The sequence below is a fragment of the Burkholderia sp. 572 genome (assembly GCF_040545135.1).
GTDB classification, from domain to species: domain Bacteria; phylum Pseudomonadota; class Gammaproteobacteria; order Burkholderiales; family Burkholderiaceae; genus Burkholderia; species Burkholderia cepacia.
Genome location: NZ_JBEPLH010000003.1, coordinates 427,367 through 444,004, shown reverse-complemented (window position 1 = coordinate 444,004; position 16,638 = coordinate 427,367). Strand labels below are relative to the sequence as shown.

Annotated in this window: 12 protein-coding genes; 3 read left to right on the top strand and 9 right to left on the bottom strand. The window is 66.8% G+C overall.

The window, feature by feature from the left end; translation table 11 throughout:
* Window positions 1–25: 25 nt before the first annotated feature.
* The 9 genes from ABIC51_RS08160 to ABIC51_RS08120 all read right to left on the bottom strand — a co-directional run bounded on the left by ABIC51_RS08160 (window position 26) and on the right by ABIC51_RS08120 (window position 12,548).
* Window positions 26–1,291, bottom strand: a complete 1,266-nt coding sequence (locus ABIC51_RS08160; protein ID WP_175898038.1) for a hypothetical protein — start codon at window positions 1,289–1,291, stop codon at window positions 26–28.
* On the bottom strand, window positions 1,288–3,111 hold the full coding sequence (gene glmS, locus ABIC51_RS08155; RefSeq protein ID WP_060315198.1) for a glutamine--fructose-6-phosphate transaminase (isomerizing): 1,824 nt from the start codon (window positions 3,109–3,111) through the stop codon (window positions 1,288–1,290). Before glmS ends, ABIC51_RS08160 begins: the two co-directional genes overlap by 4 nt.
* 127 nt (window positions 3,112–3,238) lie before the next feature.
* Complete coding sequence (locus ABIC51_RS08150) at window positions 3,239–3,727, bottom strand: hypothetical protein (protein ID WP_027791296.1); 489 nt, start codon at window positions 3,725–3,727, stop codon at window positions 3,239–3,241.
* The gene (gene pgaC / locus ABIC51_RS08145) at window positions 3,705–4,976 is read right to left on the bottom strand and encodes a poly-beta-1,6-N-acetyl-D-glucosamine synthase (protein WP_175898037.1); all 1,272 of its coding nucleotides are present in this window, start codon (window positions 4,974–4,976) and stop codon (window positions 3,705–3,707) included. The genes ABIC51_RS08150 and pgaC overlap by 23 nt, the downstream gene beginning before the upstream one ends.
* Complete coding sequence (pgaB, locus tag ABIC51_RS08140) at window positions 4,973–7,063, bottom strand: poly-beta-1,6-N-acetyl-D-glucosamine N-deacetylase PgaB (RefSeq protein ID WP_027791298.1); 2,091 nt, start codon at window positions 7,061–7,063, stop codon at window positions 4,973–4,975. Before pgaB ends, pgaC begins: the two co-directional genes overlap by 4 nt.
* 15 nt (window positions 7,064–7,078) lie before the next feature.
* Complete coding sequence (gene pgaA, locus ABIC51_RS08135) at window positions 7,079–9,445, bottom strand: poly-beta-1,6 N-acetyl-D-glucosamine export porin PgaA (RefSeq protein WP_175898036.1); 2,367 nt, start codon at window positions 9,443–9,445, stop codon at window positions 7,079–7,081.
* A 105-nt stretch (window positions 9,446–9,550) separates the two neighbouring features.
* Window positions 9,551–10,348 (bottom strand): hypothetical protein, encoded by a 798-nt coding sequence (locus tag ABIC51_RS08130; RefSeq protein ID WP_175898035.1) that lies wholly within the window; start codon window positions 10,346–10,348, stop codon window positions 9,551–9,553.
* 63 nt (window positions 10,349–10,411) lie between these two features.
* Complete coding sequence (locus ABIC51_RS08125) at window positions 10,412–10,822, bottom strand: hypothetical protein (protein ID WP_027791301.1); 411 nt, start codon at window positions 10,820–10,822, stop codon at window positions 10,412–10,414.
* A 727-nt stretch (window positions 10,823–11,549) separates the two neighbouring features.
* Complete coding sequence (locus ABIC51_RS08120; protein ID WP_027791302.1) at window positions 11,550–12,548, bottom strand: LysR substrate-binding domain-containing protein; 999 nt, start codon at window positions 12,546–12,548, stop codon at window positions 11,550–11,552.
* 587 nt (window positions 12,549–13,135) lie between these two features.
* Between ABIC51_RS08120 and ABIC51_RS08115 the strand changes: the two genes are divergently transcribed.
* From ABIC51_RS08115 to ABIC51_RS08105, 3 genes are all read left to right on the top strand, one after another.
* Window positions 13,136–14,551, top strand: a complete 1,416-nt coding sequence (locus ABIC51_RS08115) for a circularly permuted type 2 ATP-grasp protein (protein WP_027791303.1) — start codon at window positions 13,136–13,138, stop codon at window positions 14,549–14,551.
* A 64-nt stretch (window positions 14,552–14,615) separates the two neighbouring features.
* Window positions 14,616–15,557: an alpha-E domain-containing protein gene (locus ABIC51_RS08110; RefSeq protein ID WP_021162096.1), complete on the top strand. Its 942-nt coding sequence runs from the start codon at window positions 14,616–14,618 to the stop codon at window positions 15,555–15,557.
* A gap of 8 nt (window positions 15,558–15,565) precedes the next feature.
* Window positions 15,566–16,543, top strand: coding sequence for a transglutaminase family protein (locus ABIC51_RS08105; protein ID WP_059696489.1), 978 nt, complete (start codon window positions 15,566–15,568; stop codon window positions 16,541–16,543).
* Window positions 16,544–16,638: the final 95 nt, after the last annotated feature.

The window sequence follows — 16,638 nt, the reverse complement described above, 5'->3', positions numbered from 1 at the left end:
CGCGCGCCACTTGCGCGCCGTCGCTTCAATGACTCGAGCAAGGCGCTTCGCGTTTCGGCATCGGCGTGTCACGCGCCGGTTCGAAATCGGCCTCGCGCGTGCCCGACGGCGTCAGCGACACGAAATGCATCGCGTTGCCGCGCGCCGGGAAACCGGCGATGCCCGTCATGCCCCACGGAATTGGGGAACGCTGCACACCACCGACCGCGATCTCCGCCGGCCCGAGCGCCAGCGTCAGCAGCCGCCCGTCGCGGATCGGCACGTACGCATGCGTGCCGGACACCCCGATGCCGGATTCGCGCACCGACGCCGGCAGGCAGTCGAGCGTCGCCGTGCGGCGGCCGTCCGGCGCGATCAGCATCGCGATGCCGCGATCGTCCGCCGTCGTCGTGACGACGATGAAGCGGTCGATCTCCGGCACATACGCGGACGCGTAAACGTAGTACTGGATCGCGTCGTTCAGCGTCCCCAGCTTGTCCAGCCTCGCGGTGACCGGGTCGAACATCGCGTATTCGAGCGTCGCGTCCGTGCTGCCTTCGATGAACTTCTGCCACACGAGCAGCGCGGCATGCGGCGAGCCCGCGACCACGGGCCACCACTCGCGGCGGTGCGGCGCGACCGCGACGTGGTTCAGCACGCGCCCGGCCGCGTCGTAGGTCTTCACGTAGACACCGTTGCCGGTGCCGAGGTTGTCGACGCCGCCGCCGTCGATCCAGTCGGCGGAATAGAACACGACGAAGCGGTCGGCAGCCGTGGCGACGTGCCCCGAGTGGCCGCCCGATTCGACGTCGTTCGGGTAGGGCTTGACCGGCTTCAGGTCGCGGCGGTACACGCCGTAGCGCTGGCTGACTTCCTGCGGCGCGTTCCAGCCGTCCTCGAACGTCACGAAGATGTCGCCGCGCGCGTTCTGCGCGATCGACACAGGTTCCTGCGCCTCGGGGCGGCTGATGAACGTATGGACGTGCAGCAGGTGCGCCGCGCCGGGCAGCCATTCGCCGACGTACACGTCATGCGGCCAGCTGCCGCTGCGCATCGCGCCGCGCGGCACGATGCCCGAGCTGCTGAAGAACACCCAGCGCTTGCCGCTGCCGGCGTCGGCCACGCCGATGCCGTGCATGAAGCTGCGCGGATCGGCGGCCGGGTGGGGGGACGGGGCGGCCGGTACGGTGACCGTATGCACGGCCGGCGTGGCGGCGAAGGCCGGCGGCGCCGTGACGATGCCGCATGCGCCGCACAGCGCGGCCGCGACGCACCGCGCGACCGCCTGCGCCGGGCGCGCTCGCCACCTCATTCGACGGTCACCGATTTCGCGAGGTTGCGCGGCTTGTCGACGTCGGCGCCGCGCGCGCAGCCGACGTGATACGCGAGCAGTTGCAGCGGGATCACGTTGACGATCGGCGACAGCAGGTCGCTCGATTCGCGCACGCGGATCAGGTGCGTGTCGCGGTCGGCGTCGATGTCGAGTGCGCTGCCCGCCAGCACGTAGAGCCGCCCGCCGCGCGCGCGCACCTCGGCCATGTTGGACTTCAGCTTCTGGAACAGGCGGTCGTCCGGCGCGATCGTGACGACCGGCATCGCGCTCGTGACGAGCGCGAGCGGGCCGTGCTTCAGTTCGCCGGCCGCGTAGCCTTCGGCGTGGATGTACGACACCTCCTTGAGCTTCAGTGCGCCTTCCAGCGCGATCGGAAAATGAATGCCGCGCCCGAGGAACAGCGCGTTTTCGGTACGCGCGAACTTCGCGGCCCAGCCCATGATCTGCGTTTCGAGCGCGAGCGCGTGGCCGATGCGCTCGGGCAGCGCGCGCAACTGCTTCAGGTGCAGCGCGACCTGCGCCGCGTCGAGCCGGCCGCGCAGCTGCGCGAGCGTCAGCGTCAGCACGAACAGCGCGACGAGCTGCGTCGTGAACGCCTTGGTCGACGCGACGCCGAGCTCGATGCCGGCCCGTGTCAGGAACCGCAGCGGCGCGTTGCGCGCGATCGTGCTGGTCGCCACGTTGCAGATCGCCATCGACAGTTCCTGGCCCATGTCGCGCGCACGCTCGATCGCGCCGATCGTGTCGGCGGTTTCGCCCGATTGCGAGATGCCGACGACGAGCGTGCGCGGATCGGCCACCGTGTCGCGGTAGCGGAATTCGCTGGCGATCTCGACCTGGGCGGGCACGCCCGCGATCGACTCGAGCCAGTATTTCGCGGTCAGGCCCGCGTAGTAGCTGGTGCCGCAGCCGAGCAGCAGCACGCTCCTGACTCTCGACAGTCGCGCGCGCGCGGCGTCGGTCGCGTCGAACAGCGCCGGCGAGATCGTGTCGATGCCGTCGAGCGTGTTGTCGATCGCCTTCGGCTGCTCGAAGATCTCCTTCTGCATGAAGTGCTGGTACGGGCCGAGCGCGGCGTCGCCTTCGCGCGCCTTCACCTGGCACAGCGGGCGCTGGGCGTCGTGCCCGCCCGAGTCGACCACGGCGATGCGCTCCGGCGTGATCAGCGCGACGTCGCCGTCCTCCAGGTAAACGAAGCGGTCGGTCAGGTCGCCGAGCGCCGCGCAATCCGACGCGAGGTAGTTCTGTTCGGCCCCGATACCGATCACGAGCGGCGAGCCCGCGCGCGCGGCGACGAGGCGCTGCGGCTCGCGCGCGCACAGCACGGCGATCGCGTACGCGCCGTGCAGCCGCTTCACCGCGCGCACGACCGCGTCGAACAGGTCGTCGCGATAGAGGCTGTGGATCAGGTGCGCGATCACCTCGGTATCGGTCTGGCCGCGAAACGTGTAGCCGCGCTCGCGCAACTCCACGCGCAGCGCGTCGTGGTTCTCGATGATGCCGTTGTGCACGACCGCGATCGTGTCGCCGGACATGATCGGATGCGCGTTCATTTCCGACGGTGCGCCGTGTGTCGCCCAGCGCGTATGCGCGATGCAGGTCTGCGCCTCGAGGCCCAGCGTCAGCACGCGGGCCTGCAGGTCGGTCACGCGCCGCAGCGTGCGCTCGCTGCGCAGGCGGCCGTCGTCCTGCACGGCGATGCCGCACGAATCGTAGCCGCGATACTCGAGCCGGCTCAGCGCATTGACCAGTTGCGGCACCTGATTGTTCAGGCCGCTTGCTCCGACGATTCCGCACATGATTCACCTCGTCTGCAAAAACTGCAAAAGGTTGCCGGCCTGCCGGCACAGCGCGGCAGTGCGGCTTCAGGAGTGGCGCCGCGCGGCACCGATGCGGCCCCGTGCGCGGCGGCGCGGCTCCGCTGACCTACTCGCGGGGCGGCGGCCCCGCGTGGGCGACCCATTCGATGCCTGAAATCGAGCCGTTCGCGTCGTGCGACGCGACGAGAATGCGCGTCGTGCGGCGCGCGCCGCGCCGACGGGCGCTGGCCAGTACGGTCGGCGGCACCGAGCGCACCTTTGCGCTGGCCGAACGCCGCAGCATCTTCGACACGCGCAGCCGGAAGGCCAGCGGATGCACGACGCGCCCGGCGATCAGCCACATGACGATGGCGCCCGCGATGATCGCGATGCTGGTCGCGTAGAACACCATCTGTTCGATCGGCATCTCGGCCGGGTTGAACGGCAGCAGGTAGCGATACGTATAGATGCAGATCGACGCCCATACGGCGCCCACCAGCGCGGGCCGCACGAGACGGAACCAGACGACCTGCGCGAGCCCGGCGACGCGGCCGCGTTCGGTGATCATTTCGCGCGGCGTGCGCAGGGAGAGGTCAATAATCGGCGCGTTCTTCATGTTGAATGCCTCGGTCGGGGCTGACCCACACGGCCCGCTTGCCGCGGCCCCGCAGCACGACGGCCGGCAGGGCGACGACGGTGGTGATCATGCTGATCAGCCAGAAAGCAACGGGGTACCAGACGGTGTCCAGGAAGTACATCAGGAGTTTTTCGTCATACTGACGATCGATCATGCTGCCGATGATCAGTTGCAGGATGCAGGTCGCAACCAGCAACATCCCGTGCCAGTGCGGCACGACCGATACGTGCCAGCTCAGCGGCAGCGGATAGACGACGTCCACCAGCGCGAGCAGCAGGATGAACGACATCGAATAGGCCCACGCGATGCCGATCAGGTACTCGGCGAACAGCGGCCACATCATCATCTGCGTCGGCCGCGCGAGCGTGCCCGCATATTTCAGCAGCACCTGGATGCCGCCTTTCGACCAGCGCAGCCGCTGCCGGTAGAGCCCCATCAGCGTCTCGGGCATCAGGATCCAGCTGAGCGCGTGCGGCTCGTATACGACGCGCCAGTCGCGGCATTGCAGCTTCCAGCTGATGTCGATGTCCTCGGTCAGCATGTCCGCGCTCCAGTAGCCGACGTCGGCGAGCGCGGTCTTGCGGAACATCGTGACGACGCCCGACACCGTGAAAATGCGGCCGTACACCTGCTGCGTGCGCTTGATCAGCCCGACGATCGACGAGAATTCGCCGACCTGCATACGGCCGAGCAGCGACGTGCGCGTGCGGATGCGCGGATTGCCGGTCACGGCGCCGACGCCCGGGTCGGTCAGGAAGTGCTCGAGCATCCAGCCGATCGCATCGTGCGCGAGCAGCGAATCGCCGTCGATGCACAGCAGGTATTCCGCGTTCGACACCGCGGCCGCGGTCGTGAGCCCGACCGCCTTGCCTTCGTTGCGCGCGTGATGGATCACGAGCAGCCGCGGGATCTCGACGGCCAGCTCGTTGAGGATCTCGCCGGTGCGATCCTGGCTGCCGTCGTTGACCGCGATGATGTCGTAGTTCGGGTAGTCCATCGCGTTCAGGTGCCGGATCACGCTCTGCGCGTTCGCCGCCTCGTTGAAGCACGGCACGACGATCGAGATCTTCGGGATCCCGCTCGCCGCGATCGTGCGCGTCGACAGCACGCGCCCTTCCTCGAGGAGGAAGTAATGGACGACGCCGCCGATCATCCACAGGTACGACATGAAGAACGGGTAGTAGAAGACGAAATCCTGCAGGCGCTGGATGATGCTGTGGCTGGTCATGGCGTCTTCGTCCCCTGTGTTTTCTGCATCTGCATCAGCGCGTTGATGGAGGTCGGATCGAGGCGTGACTTCAGCGACATCACGTCGCGCATCGTGTCGAGATCCGGCTGGTTGTTCAGGAAGTTGTCCGGGTAGTAGCCGAAGTTCACCGCGCCCTTGCTGCGCAGGCGCCGCATCTGCGCGAGCAGCGCGGTGCCGCCGATGTCCTTGCGCGCGTGCCAGTCGTACGACTGCAGTTCGAACACGGTGCGCCTGGTGCCGAGCTGTTTCGCGCGGACGGCGTCGACGAGCTGGTCCATCCAGCGCTCGGGGTCCTGCGCCTGCTCCATGTACGGCATCGCCATCAGCGCGACGAAGTCGTAGGTGGCGAGGAAATCGTCGTAGTTCTGCGCGAACCACGCTTCCGATTCCGGCTTCAGCACCGGCAGCGCGAAGATGTTGCGCGCCGTCAGCACGTCGCCCGCGTTCTGGTTCGCGAGCACGATCTGTTCCAGCTGGCGCGTCAGGTCGATCAGGTAGCGGCTTTTCTGCCGCGTCCAGCGCTTCATCAGGTCGGGTGTCGCGCGGATCTTGCCGATGTCGGCCGGCAGGCCCCATTGCGCGTACGTGCTCAGCGCGTGCCGGCCGGCGTCTTCGTAATCGTCGAGCACGGCGTCGTCGCTGAACAGGATGCCGCTGAACGACGCGTACTTGCCGAGATCCTCGTAGATCTGCTCGATGAACAGCCGCGCTTCGGGGTCGAACGGGCTCAGGCGGTACACGCGCGAGCCGTTCTCGCGCGCCGGCGCGCCGCCGTATGCGCTGACGGCTTCCAGGCCGCGATGCTTGTCCGCCCGCGGCCGGAACGCGAGCACCGGCATCCACGCATACACCTGCACGTTCGAGCGCGTGCTGAGCTGCCAGGCGGCGCGCGAGAACAGGTCGCCGCGCATCGGCAGGTGCCGGTTCGGGAAATACAGCGATTCCGCGACACCCGTGCCCTTCGGGTCGGCGTACGCCTGCAGGTACACCGATTTCGGCTGCATCCGGTAGATGCGCTCGATCAGCTTGCCGAGATTCGCTTCCTGGCGCGCCGGGTCGGGATCGTAGACCTGGTCGAGATCGACCTGCACGACGCGCTCGGGAATGTCGACGTCGCCGCGGTTGGAGGCCGGCTCGCGCATCGACCGCTCGAACCCGCCGATGTCGACGTCGTACATCATCAGGATCCGCCGCAACCGGTCGAGCGGCACGTCCGGCGTATTCGGGCCGGCATCGAGGCTGAACTGGATGTCCATGCCGAGCGACGTCGAGATCTTGCGCACGGGCTGGTTTTCCGCGCCGTACGGCCAGACCATCGAGCGTGCGACGATGCCGGTGCGTTCGCGGATCTGCCGCACGCATGTCTGCAGGTCGTCGTGCACGCGCGCTTCGAATTCGGCGTCGGTTTCATAGCGTTTCTGATCCTGCAGGTAGAGGTGCGACGTGGTCGCCGGCAGTTCGTTGCCTTGCGGATTCGCGACCGCGCCGTGATGGAGGTTGTGCGTGTGGCACCCGAGCTCGACGAATTCCGACTGGCCGACCTTCTTCACCTGGTCCCACGTCATGAAGTAGTCGCGCGGCATCTGGACCTTGTCGCTGATCTTGATCGGCGTATCCAGCGGCGCGTCGATCCAGGCGGTGACGATGCCCATCACGGCCGGATACTTGAAGCGCTCGAGCAGCGGCAGGACTTTCGTGTAGTGGCTGCTGTAGCCGTCGTCGAACGTGAGCAGCACCGCGCGCGGCGGCAGCGGCTTGCCGCCGTGTCGTGACGCTTCGATCTGCCTGACCGTCACGGTGTGGTAGTTGTTGGTCTGCAGCCACGAGAAGATGGCCGTCAGCGTGCCGGTATCGACCGCGTACGGATCGACCATCGTCGACGACGAGAACGTCGCGAGCAGGTTGTCGCGCACGTCATGCATGCAGATCACGCGGAACGTCTTGCCGTCGACCGGATCGGACGGCGGCAGCAGGTCGATCATCCTGGCGTTCGACACGCCGGGGAACAACGAACAGGCCGCAAACGTACCGAGGCATCCGCACATGAAGGTCCGTCTGGATTGCATTGTCCGATCTCCTTGCTAGAACGGCAGGTTGACCGACAGGAAGCCGGTTTCGGAGCGCTCGCGCTGGCCGTCGTACGCATGACTGCTGATTTCGACGCCGTAGGTCAGCGTGATGTCGTGCTTGAACGTCCACGCGTGCTCGAGGCGCGCGGTCCACAGCGGGCTCGTGCCGAAGCCGCGCTCGTTGTAGACACCGCCTGACGCCGACAGGCGCTGCTGCAGCGACATGTCGCCTTTCTTCCACAGCGTCAGCTGGTGCATGACGGTCGCCGCGGCCGCATAGTCGCGGCCCGGGTTGAAGTAGGGGGCGTCCTGCCGCGTGTTGCTGTCGGTGCCGAGGTCCAGCGATACGTTGACGAGCTGGGTGGCGGACGTGTACACGCGCTGCGTGGCGGTCGCGGAAATCTCTTGGTGCAGGTTCGAATCGCTGTAGCGGCTCACGCCGTAGCTCAGCTTGACTTCGCGGCGGTCGCTCTGGCGATACACGACCGAAACGTTCGCGGAGCGGCCCCAGATGTGCGCGGCATACGCCTTCCACGGCAGCGAGTTGTCGTTGGTGTCGAGCCCGGCGCCGACTGTCCAGTAGTCGTTCAGCGCGTACGCGATCGACCCGCGGCCGCCGGTTCGGCCGTCCGCGCCGAACGAGCGCGTGACTTCGCCCAGCACGGTGAGCGGGCCGTGCCGGTAGTCGCCGCCGACGCCCGTGCGCGTGCGGCTGACGTTGCCGCCGTCGGTTTGGGCATGGCCGAAGAACGTATGCGAGAAGACCCGCCAGTTGTCGCCGAACGGTTGCGAATACACATAGCTGTCCGACGTGAAGCTGTTGTCGGCCAGTGCGCTGTTGCCGTGCTCGAAGCTCAGGTCGGTCGTGAACACGGGGCTGCGGTACGCCTTGTAGTCGCGCTTGAACCCGCGCACGGCGCCGCTGTCCGGGAACGTGTTGCCGAGGGTCTGGTCGACGTTCCTCGCGCTCGCGTAATCGTCTGCCGTCAGCGATGCGCGGCCGAGCCCCGCGAGCATCTCGACGCTGTCCGGGTGGTCGGTCAGCGACGCGCGATACATCGCGATCGCCTGGCGCGGGTGCGACTGGCCCGAGACCGCGTCGGCATGCGCGGCGCGGACTTCCGCGTTGAACGGCACTTCCTTCTCGAGTTTTTCCAGCGAGGCGATCCCTTCGTCCACCCGGCCCGTGTAGATCAGGTATTGCGCGCGCAGCCGGTAGTAGCGCAGGTAGTCGTCGTTTTCCGGCCCCCAGGTGCGCACGTCCTTGGCCGGCGGCAGCGATTTGCCCATGTCCTCGAGCGCCAGGTTCGCATCGGCCGCGCGTCCCTGGTCGACGTACGACCAGAACAGCCCCTCGCGCAATTCGATCGGGCGCGTGCGTGCGCCGTACTGGAAGCCGCGCGTCGCGATGTCGGCCTGCGGCGCGGTCGCCTGCTTCAGCGCGCGCTGGTATACCGCGTTGGCCTTGCCCGGTTCGCTCAGGTACAGGTACGCGTCGCCGACAGCCGCCAGTGCGTCGATCGAGATCTCCGCGTCCGGCGGGATCGTCTCGAACGTCGCGACGGCCTGCTTCATCTCGCCGCGTGCCGCCAGCGCTACCGTCCGGTCGCCGGCGAGCGCCGTCCTGACCGGCGAATACTCGGGCGTGGACGGCATCCGCTTGTCGAGGTCGTTCGCGGCGGCGAGCGCGCTGTCGATCCCGTCGAAGCGGTCGGGGCTCGTCATCGAGCGCGACTTGTCGCGTCCGCCGCGCACCTGCTGGCGGATCGACAGTTCCTCGAGCCGCGCGAGATCGACCGCAGAGAACACGTCGGGGCGCGCTTTCGCTTCCTCCAGCGCCTTGACCGCGCCGCCGCTCGATGCGAGACCGAACACGTCATTGCGGACCGTGGCCGGATCGGCGGTGCGGAGGTCGGGTATCTGCGCGTTCGGCGCCTGGGCTTCGGGTACCTGGGAAGCTGGCGGCTGCGCGCCGGGGGCCTGCGCATTCGGCGCCGGCATGCCCGGTGTCGACGGGCTCGACGTCGGCGCCCCGGGCGTTTGCGAACTGGGCGGCTGGCCGGGCTGCGGATCGGGCTGTGAAGCGGCAGGAGTCGACGTGTCGGACATCTGCGCACTCGATGCCTGCGCGATCAGCGTCCGCGCATTCGGCGGTTGCACATCCGGCGCGGGCGAACCTTGTGCCGACACGTCGGGCGGCCTCCGGTCCGGTGCGCCGGCGGACCCGGCGATTTCACTGATGCGGCCCGACTCCGTATCGCCTTCGGCGGAGAAGCAGGGGCCGGACGCGACGAGCAGCAATACCAGTGGCGCATGCAGGAGGATCCGCCGGTTGGACGGAGCGACGGCCGTGCAGGATTGTTGATGATTGTTGGCCACGAGGTGTCCTCCTTTCGAAACGATCACATCGGTGACACGCGTGACGAGGCACGTCGTCGCGTGTCGCGCGGCCGGGCTGCGAGTGCCCGGCAATGCGGCGCCGGCTCACAGCCGGTTACGGATCGCCTGGCCGAGCAAGGCACGCGATTCGCTGTTCGTCGGGTCGATCGCGAGCGCCCGGCTCGCGTTTTGCTCGACACAGTTCCATTCGTCGATCACCGCGCACGAGCGCGCCTTCGCCAGCGCACGCGCGCTTTCCAGTTCCGCGTGCGTGACACTCGCCGTCTGCATGCGCGTGGGGTCGGTGCCGTACGCCCGGGGTTTGGGCGCGAAGTTCATCCGCTTGTCCGTGCCTGCCAGCGTGTCCGCATGCGGCGGCCGATGCGTGGCGCCGTGCCGCGTGGCGGCGCGACCGGAGGCGGTTGCCGGCTGCGTACCGGCCGCGAGTGTCACGGGTGGCGCATGCGACGGCCGCCGGTGCGTCGCGACGGCGCGGGAAGCGGGGTGCCGCGCGGTTTCCGGTGCGACCGCGAGCGTGACGGGCGGCACGGTCGATACCTCGGGGGCAGCCGACGCCGACGCTGCCTGCCATGGCGGCGCGGGCGGTGTGGCCTGCGCGCGTGTCGACGCCGGCACGGGCGCGACGGATGTGCCGGACGACGTGCTCGCGCGGGAGGCCAGGGTCACGATCGCGTTGCGATACTTCCCGACCGCGGTTCCGATTGCGTCGGAGATGTCGTGCGCCACGCTCGGGTGGCCGACGGTCGTGTCTCGCTCGGCATACGCGAAGATGCCGAAGATCGTGGCAAACGCGACGAAGCTGAGTGCTGCGTTCTTTCCCGGGCCCCAGGAGGGTTTCGGCTGGGGGGCGGGCGAGCGGTCCGGTCGTTCGGCAGGAGGCATGCAATGCTCCTTGATTCGATGCGCGGCGGTGAATGGCGTGATCGGGGCGGGGTCAGGCGGGACTTACCATCGCAACTGCGTGGAGAGTGCCCCCGTTTCCACGATCGCGAACTGGGTGGCGCCTTGGTACGTCCCTTCCACCCGGTAACTTGCGTCGGGCACGCTGAACAGGCAGCGCGACCCCGACGCGTTGAACTCGACGAGCACGCGCCCATGGCGCCGCAGGCGCACCTGCACATTGGCAAGCGGCTGCCCGGTGCTGGCCGAAGCAAACGACACGCCCAGGTTGTACGGCCGGCCGTCGGGAGGCAGCGGCGCCGTGCCGTCGATCCGCGCGTCGCCGCAGATATACGAGATCACGTAGCGTCCGTCGCCCGGACCCGACGCAGGCGTCTGGGCCGTTGCATTCATGCAGAGCGCGGAGAGGGCGGCGCTCAGGAAGGGGCGAGCGTGCTGTCGAATCGAGGAAGGCATTGCAACCTCCGTTCCGGAATCAATGACGAGTATTTATTCCGAGTCAAATTTGCCAGCGTTCTTTTTGCGACACGCTATTGATACACGATGGATTACGAACCAACAATCGCGTGTGGCCCGAATGGGACGGCGGTGAAATATCCTATTTACATAGGATAAGGGCGGATTTGCATGACTCTCTTAATACTGAAGAAAGTCGATATTGCCGAATATGAATATTGCTATTCGGTAGCGATGATCCCGCACGCATTGAATCACGTCTGTCGTATCGGCATTCGTGCCGAAAAATAACGACTGATAAAAGGAATATTTGCGACTGTGTTTGCGGCGAATCGAGGTCGATTCGGGTACAGGTCGAGCTAAATAACAGGGCAGTGTGACGTTGCTGGTATTTTAGATTGTTACGGGTGAATCGAAACTTTTAATTTGTTCTGTAACAGGTTATTTCTGCCCTGATAATAAGACGGAATATATCGGGGTATCGTGTCGGATGTAAAAAAATCAAGCCGTGAATTGCAAACGTTTGCGATTCCACTGATAACGATTACCGGTCTGGCGCGTTATTTTTCAGGCGACGGCGGGATCGCAGTTTGCTGTCGGAAAAGCGGGTCGCGTTCGCCGGGAAGCGACGCGGATGCAGGTGCACTCCGCATGGCTGAAATTCGCGGTTGCGTTCGCGTCGTCGCCGGACACGACGCGAACGCGAACGCAAACACAATCGCGAAGATCAGCGGCCGGCGCCCGCGCTGCGCCGCGCGATGCGCGTCGCCGGCGCGGATGCCTGTTCGTCCGCGCCGACGGCACCTTCGACCGCTGCGCGCGGCCGGTTCATGATGTACGTCCACAGTTGCTCGGCCGCGAGCCCGCGCTTGCGGGCCGACCGATACAGGCGGATTTCGAGTTCGGTGATCCAGTCGCCGGAACCCGCGCATACGAGCGTCCCTTCCGCGAGTTCCTTCGCGACGCAGCTTTCCGGCAGCCAGCCGATCCCGTGCCCGGCCACGACCATGCCCTTCAACGCCTCGGACATGTGCGTCTCGAAGCACCGGTGCACCACGTACGGCTCGGTTGCGTTCAGCAGCAGCATCTCGACGATGTTGCCGAGGAACGCACCCGACGAATACGCGAGCAGCGGCAGCGGTGCGTCGGGTGTGCCCGGCAGCTGGAACACGGGCTTGCCGCGCGCATCGGGCGTCGATACGGGCAGGATCCGTTCGACGCCGAGGCTGACGAACGGGAAGTGGTTCGGGTCGAGCACGATCGGCAACTGCGGATGGTGATAGCCGAGCAGCAGGTCGCATTCACCTTCGACGAGCTGCTGCACGCCTTCCGGCACGTTCACCGCGTTCACGCGTGCGGTCACGTGGCCGACTTCGCCGTTGAGCTGCTTGAGCCATTCGGGAAACAGCGTGAAGACGAGCGTATGGGCGACCGCGAAACGCACGACCTGATCGCTGGCCGCGAACTGGTCGTAGCCGTTCACGAGATTGCGCGCCGCATACATGCTGCGCAGGATGTCAGCGGCGAGCCCGCGGAACATCTGGCCGGCCGGCGTCAGCGTGATCGGGTTGATGCTCCGGTCGACCAGCTTCGCGTCCATCCAGGTTTCGAGTGCGGCAATTCGTCTGCTGAATGCCGACTGCGTGAGGTGCCGGTGACGTGCGGCCCGGGAAAAACTCTTGGTATCCGCAAGGCTCAGGAAATCTTCCAGCCACTTTGCTTCCATTTCGATCTTCGCTTTTTATAGTCGGGCGCCTGAAGGGCGGCACCCCGTGCTGCACCAATTTTCTAGCGTACCGCGCCTCGCATGGGTCGGCCCGATGTTTTTTTTCGATCGGTGTCAGTCGAAATATGCATGGGCGTTGTCGGCGGGATTACGGCTGCATAGCGTTGAGGTGCCGGATCCGGCTAACCGGACAGTTCACAGCATCGAACTGCCGGCGCGCCGCAGACGGTACTTCCCCCAGGGCCGGTTGCGCCGTGTGCGTGCCGGCCCGCCTCCATTGTGGCGGCCCGGTGCCCGGTCGCGCCGTTTTTTTTGTGCAGTGCAGATTGCACATTCGTGACACGCGGGGGAACTATGTTCGGAAGACGCGGCGCAGCATCGGCCGTGCGCGCCTGCGACGCACCGTCGTCGCACGTCGCGTCGGGTGCTGCACCACGGTGGTGCGCAATATCGCCCGGGCGTGCCTGGCGCGGCGCAAAAAGGGGGGATTATCGAGGGAGCCCGCAAGGCACGTTCCTTGCAACGCAGTCGTTACGCCGGTCCGGCATGCGCAATGCCGGGGAAAACGATCGATGGAGAAAAGATCGATGAAGCCATTCGATGAAATGCTGCAATCCGGCGACATGGTAAGGGCGCCTTACGCGCGCCTGAAGCAGTGGCTCGACACGCAGAATCCCGCGAGCCTCGCCCAGAAAGCCCACGACGCGGAAGGCGTGTTCCGCAAGACGGGCATCACGTTCGCCGTCTACGGCGACGCGGAGGCCGCCGAGCGGCTGATTCCGTTCGACATCGTCCCGCGCATCATCTCGGGCACGGAATGGAGCCGGCTGTCGCTCGGCATCGAGCAGCGCGTGATGGCGCTCAACGCGTTCCTCGACGACATCTACCATCGTCAGGAAATCGTGCGCGCCGGCATCGTGCCGAAGCACCTGATCGCGCACAACGAAGCGTTCATCCCGGAGATGATCGACTTCCGGCCGCCCGGCAACGTTTACACGCACATCATCGGCGTCGACATCGTGCGCACCGGCGAGAACGAGTTCTACGTGCTGGAAGACAACGCGCGCACGCCGTCCGGCGTGTCGTACATGCTGGAAAACCGCGAGACGATGATGCAGCTCTTCCCGGAGCTGTTCCAGCAGGTCAAGGTGCGCCCGGTCGAAACCTATCCGCAGATGCTGCGCCAGTCGCTCGCGGCCGTATGCCCGCCGGGCGGCAACGCCGACAACCCGACCGTCGCGGTGCTCACGCCGGGCATCCACAACTCCGCTTACTACGAACATTCGTTCCTCGCCGACCAGATGGGCGTGCATCTCGTCGAAGGCAGCGACCTGCAGGTGATCGACGGCCGCGTCGCGATGCGCACGACCGAAGGTTTCCAGCCGATCGACGTGCTGTACCGCCGCGTCGACGACGCGTTCCTCGATCCGCTCACGTTCCGCCCCGATTCGGTGCTCGGCGTCGCGGGGATCATGGACGTCTACCGCGCGGGCAACATCACGATCGCGAACGCGCCCGGCACGGGCATCGCCGACGACAAGGCGATCTACTCGTACATGCCGGAGATCGTCGAGTTCTACACGGGCCGCAAGGCGCTGCTGGAGAACGTGCCGACCTGGCGCTGCGGCGAGGCCGACAGCCTGAAGTACGTGCTCGAGCATCTCGACGAACTGGTCGTGAAGGAAGTGCACGGTTCGGGCGGCTACGGGATGCTGGTCGGGCCGGCCGCGTCGAAAGCGGAGATCGAGGCGTTCGCCGCGAAGCTGCGCGCGCGCCCCGCGAACTACATCGCGCAACCGACGCTCGCGCTGTCCACGACGCCGATCCTGACCGACGCCGGCCTTGCGCCGCGCCACGTCGACCTGCGGCCGTTCGTGCTGGTGTCGGACCGGATCCGCATCACCCCGGGCGGGCTCACGCGGGTCGCGCTGAAGGAGGGATCGCTCGTCGTCAACTCGAGCCAGGGCGGCGGCACCAAGGACACCTGGGTGCTGGCCGACTGAGCCGGATGCTACCGCGCGCGCCGGAGCCGGCGCGCGAACCGAACGAAGACGGAGTGGACACGAGATGCTTCTGGGACGTACTGCAAGCGGTCTCTACTGGATGTACCGCTATATCGAGCGCGCGGAGAATATCGCGCGCATCGTCGATGCCGGGCTGCGGATGGCGCTCACGCGCACGTCCGACGCGCCGGCCGAATGGTCGTCGGTGCTCGTCAGCTCGGGCACGGATGAAGGCTACCGGCAGAAATACGACGCGTATGCGGCCGATACCGTGACCGACTACCTGCTGCGCGACCGCGACAACCCGTCGAGCGTGCTGTCGTGCATCGAGGCCGCGCGCTCGAATGCGCGGATGGTGCGCACGGCGCTCACGCGCGAGGCGTGGGAGAGCGTGAACGGCGCTTGGCTCGCGCTGCGCCGCGCGCTCGCGCAGCCGGTGCCGGAAAGCGAGCTGCCGGCCGTGCTCGACCAGGTGAAGCGCGAAACCGCGCTGATCCTCGGCAGCTTCTACAGCACGATGCTGCGCAACGAGATCTTCGATTTCGCGCAGATCGGCGCGTTCGTCGAGCGCGCCGACAACACCGCGCGGATCATCGACGTGAAATACCACCTGCTGCTGCCGTCGGTGTCGCATGTCGGCACGATCCTCGACAACTACCAGTGGGAGACGATCCTGCGCTGCGTCGCCGCGCACCGTTCGTACCGCTGGGTGTACGACGTGCAGTACAAGCCGATGAACATCGCCGACTACCTGATCCTGAACGGCCGCATGCCGCGTTCGCTGCGCTATTGCTACGGGCGCGTCGTGTCGAGCCTGAACCTGCTCGCAAAGGATTACGGCGTGACACACCCGTGTCACGACACGGCCACGAAGATCCTGCAGATGCTGTCCGATACGTCGGTCGAGCGGATCTTCAAGAGCGGCCTGCACGAATTCCTGACCGACTTCATCGGCCGCAACAACAGCCTCGGGATCGAAATCGCCCAGGCCTACAACTTCGACTGAGACTTGCCATGCGACTCGCCATTCGACACATCTCGCGTTATCAGTTCGACGATCAAGCCACCCATGCGCTGCAACGGCTGCGGCTGCGCCCGCAATCAGGCCCCGGGCAGACGGTGCGCGCGTGGCAGGTCACGATCGACGGCGTCGAGCCGTCGCTGTCGTACGCCGACGGGCTCGGCAACCGCATCGACCTCGTGCGGCACGAGCGCGGCGCGAAGGCCGAGATCGTCGTCATCGCGGCCGGCGTCGTCGAGACGCAGGACCGCGCCGGCATTCTCGGTAATCCTGAAGGCTATGCGCCGCCGTGGATCTTCGAACGCGAGACCGCGCTCACGAAGGCCGGCGACACCGTGCGCGAGCTCACGGAAGCGCTGCCCATCGATCCGCGCGGCCTCGACGCATTGCACTGGCTGATGACGGAAGTGCACGACCGCATCGCGTATGCGCCGAACCTGGCCGCCGACGCGCCCGTCGACGCGGAAACCGCGCTGCAAAGCGGCGAGGGCACGAGCCGCGACCACGCGCATGCGTTCATCGCGGCCGCGCGCGTGCTGAAGATTCCCGCCCGCTATATCTCGGGCTACGTGCTGGCGGACAGCGCGATGCAGCGCATCGCCGACGCGAAACAGAACGTGGGTGACGACGAGCAGGAAGAAGCGCTCGCGCTGCAGAGCGGCGAGGGCATGCAGCAGGTGCTCGGCGCGTCGCACGCCGCGCAATCGCAGGGGCTGCCGCAGCCGGCGCTCGGTGCGCAGCCGCAAGCGGCCGGGCTGATGCAGCAGCCGGCCGGCCATGCGTGGGCCGAGGCCTATGTCGAAGGGCTCGGCTGGGTCGGGTTCGATCCGTTCATGAATCGCTGCCCGGACGAGCGTTACGTGCGCATCGCGGTCGGCCTCGACTATCGCGACGCGCAGCCGGTGACGGGGCTCGGCGCGACGACCGTCGGCGTCGAGATCAGCGTCGTGCAGACACCCGAGCTCGTCTGACCCGACGCGCGTTTTCGCCGAATCCGCCAGGCCGGGCCGCCGCGTCGCGTCACACGCGACGCGGCGCGCGGCCGGCCCAACCCGAACCGAGCTCC

What these genes read in the sequence shown, in the direction of transcription:
- ABIC51_RS08160 (WP_175898038.1), bottom strand. Translation starts at nt 1,291, where the DNA reads ATGAGGTGGCGAGCGCGCCCGGCGCAGGCGGTCGCGCGGTGCGTCGCG.
- glmS (WP_060315198.1), bottom strand. Translation starts at nt 3,111, where the DNA reads ATGTGCGGAATCGTCGGAGCAAGCGGCCTGAACAATCAGGTGCCGCAA.
- ABIC51_RS08150 (WP_027791296.1), bottom strand. Translation starts at nt 3,727, where the DNA reads ATGAAGAACGCGCCGATTATTGACCTCTCCCTGCGCACGCCGCGCGAA.
- pgaC (WP_175898037.1), bottom strand. Translation starts at nt 4,976, where the DNA reads ATGACCAGCCACAGCATCATCCAGCGCCTGCAGGATTTCGTCTTCTAC.
- pgaB (WP_027791298.1), bottom strand. Translation starts at nt 7,063, where the DNA reads ATGCAATCCAGACGGACCTTCATGTGCGGATGCCTCGGTACGTTTGCG.
- ABIC51_RS08130 (WP_175898035.1), bottom strand. Translation starts at nt 10,348, where the DNA reads ATGCCTCCTGCCGAACGACCGGACCGCTCGCCCGCCCCCCAGCCGAAA.
- ABIC51_RS08125 (WP_027791301.1), bottom strand. Translation starts at nt 10,822, where the DNA reads ATGCCTTCCTCGATTCGACAGCACGCTCGCCCCTTCCTGAGCGCCGCC.
- ABIC51_RS08120 (WP_027791302.1), bottom strand. Translation starts at nt 12,548, where the DNA reads ATGGAAGCAAAGTGGCTGGAAGATTTCCTGAGCCTTGCGGATACCAAG.
- ABIC51_RS08115 (WP_027791303.1), top strand. Translation starts at nt 13,136, where the DNA reads ATGAAGCCATTCGATGAAATGCTGCAATCCGGCGACATGGTAAGGGCG.
- ABIC51_RS08110 (WP_021162096.1), top strand. Translation starts at nt 14,616, where the DNA reads ATGCTTCTGGGACGTACTGCAAGCGGTCTCTACTGGATGTACCGCTAT.
- ABIC51_RS08105 (WP_059696489.1), top strand. Translation starts at nt 15,566, where the DNA reads ATGCGACTCGCCATTCGACACATCTCGCGTTATCAGTTCGACGATCAA.